This window comes from Ruegeria sp. G10 (assembly GCF_056533645.1).
The window spans coordinates 1-2,051 of sequence record NZ_JBQFOQ010000029.1; the positions used below are offsets into that span (position 1 = coordinate 1).

At 59.8% G+C, this 2,051-nt stretch carries 2 protein-coding genes; both read left to right on the plus strand.

Annotated elements, in window-relative coordinates; all coding sequences use genetic code 11:
• Window positions 1–109: 109 nt before the first annotated feature.
• Complete coding sequence (gene tnpB / locus ACR0KM_RS20950) at window positions 110–463, plus strand: IS66 family insertion sequence element accessory protein TnpB (protein WP_480826040.1); 354 nt, start codon at window positions 110–112, stop codon at window positions 461–463.
• A 54-nt stretch (window positions 464–517) separates the two neighbouring features.
• Window positions 518–2,035 (plus strand): IS66 family transposase, encoded by a 1,518-nt coding sequence (tnpC, locus tag ACR0KM_RS20955; protein ID WP_480826038.1) that lies wholly within the window; start codon window positions 518–520, stop codon window positions 2,033–2,035.
• Window positions 2,036–2,051 lie beyond the last annotated feature (16 nt).

The following is a 2,051-nucleotide window of genomic DNA, read 5'->3' on the forward strand; positions in this document are numbered from 1 at the left end:
AACCCGGTGACAGGATTGAGATTGCCCATGGGGATGTTACCGTTCGGCTGGATGCTGGGACATCGCCTGAGCGGATCGCCAGTATTGCCCGCGCGCTGAACGGGGCTTCATGATCTTTCCGTCGAACCGGGTGCGGATCGTGGTGGCGACGAGGCCAGTAGACTTCCGCAAGGGTCATGACGGACTGGCGGCGCTGGTGCAGAACGAGTTGCGCAAGGAGCCGTTCACCGGAACCGTGTTTGTCTTTCGCTCGAAGCGCGCCGACCGGTTGAAGCTGCTCTATTGGGATGGCACCGGGCTGGTGATGACGTATAAGCGGCTGGAAGAGACAACATTCACCTGGCCTGCGATCCGGGACGGGCTGATGTCGCTCAATCATGCCCAGTTCGAGGCGCTGTTTGCCGGGTTGGACTGGCGGAAAGTGAAGGCGTTGTCAGCACGTCCACCAACTGCGGCAGAGTGACTCGCGCGCCTGTTTGGGCAGGCAGCCGGATGCCCGTTTTGGTAGATCATATCCATGATTGCGGCGGCTGATCTTCCCGACGACATTGATGCGCTCAAAGCCATGATCGTGGCTCAGGGTGAGCAGAATGCGCGTCTGGAAACGCTGGTTGCAGCGCTGAGGAAAGCGCTCTTTGGCCGTAAATCTGAGAAGGTCGATCCAGATCAGTTCGAACTGGCTCTGGAAGATATCGAAACCGGGATTGCACAGGTTGAAGCCGAGGGTGAAGCCAATCCGCTTGTCACGCCAACACAGACGTCCGCGCCGCGCCAGAGCAACCGGGGCTCGTTACCAAAGCACTTGCCGCGCATTGAAGAGGTGATCGAGCCGGAAAGCACGGTCTGCGGTTGTGGTTCTGAACGACATGTCATTGGCGAAGATGTCAGCGAGCGGCTCGATATCGTTCCGGCCCGGTTCCGCGTGATCGTCACCCGCCGTCCCAAATATGCCTGCCGGTCCTGCGAAGAGGGGATCGTCCAAGCACCCGCTCCGGCGCATCTGATCCCCGGTGGGATGCCGACCGAGGCCACCATTGCGCAGGTGATCGTCAGTAAATATGCCGATCACCTTCCCTTGTATCGCCAAGCTCAGATCTACGCCCGGCAAGGGATCGATCTGGATCGCTCGACCCTGGCCGCTTGGGTTGGCCGGGCAGCGTTTGAGCTGCGCCCTGTTCATGACGCGCTGATGGCCGATCTAAAACGCTCGACAAAGCTGTTCATGGACGAGACGGTGGCTCCGGTCCTCGATCCCGGCCGCAAGAAGACCAAAACCGGCTACTTCTGGGCGCTCGCCCGCGATGACCGACCCTGGGGCGGGGAAGACCCGCCCGGCGTGGCCTTCACCTACGCACCGGGACGCGCCGGAGAATACGCAAAGCAAATCCTGGTTGGCTTCAATGGTACACTCCAGGTCGATGGCTACGCCGGATACAACCGCCTGCTCAAACGGCAGGAAGGCGCGATCCAATTGGCCCACTGCTGGGCGCATGCCCGCCGTAAACTCTTTGATGTGGCAAAAGCTGGAAAAGCCACCCCGATTGCCGATGACGGCATCGCACAGATCCGGGACCTCTACCGCATCGAAAAGGAAATCAGAGGCCAAAGCCCGGCCGCCCGGAACGCAGCGCGGCAGGAACGCTCAAAACCAATCATCGATCAGATGGAAATCTGGCTCCGGGAAACGCGCTCCCGCGTCTCCGCCAAGTCTCCTATCGGTGAGGCCCTGAGCTACATTACCAAACACTGGGTAGGCCTGACCGTATTTTTGGATGATGGTCGTGTGGAACTGGATTCCAACAGCGTCGAGCGCACAATCCGCCCGATTGCGTTGAGCCGCAAGAATGCCCTCTTCGCTGGGCATGAGGCCGGAGCTCAGAACTGGGCAATCCTCGCCTCGATGATCGAGACCTGCAAATTGAACAATGTCGATCCGCACGCCTGGCTCACCCAAACCCTGACCGCAATCGTAAATGGGCACAAACAGTCCAAAATCAGCAGCCTGATGCCCTGGAATTACACCGCTGACGTGTGATCGGCGCACCGCTTAC

What these genes read in the sequence shown, in the direction of transcription:
- tnpC (WP_480826038.1), top strand. Translation starts at nt 518, where the DNA reads ATGATTGCGGCGGCTGATCTTCCCGACGACATTGATGCGCTCAAAGCC.
- tnpB (WP_480826040.1), top strand. Translation starts at nt 110, where the DNA reads ATGATCTTTCCGTCGAACCGGGTGCGGATCGTGGTGGCGACGAGGCCA.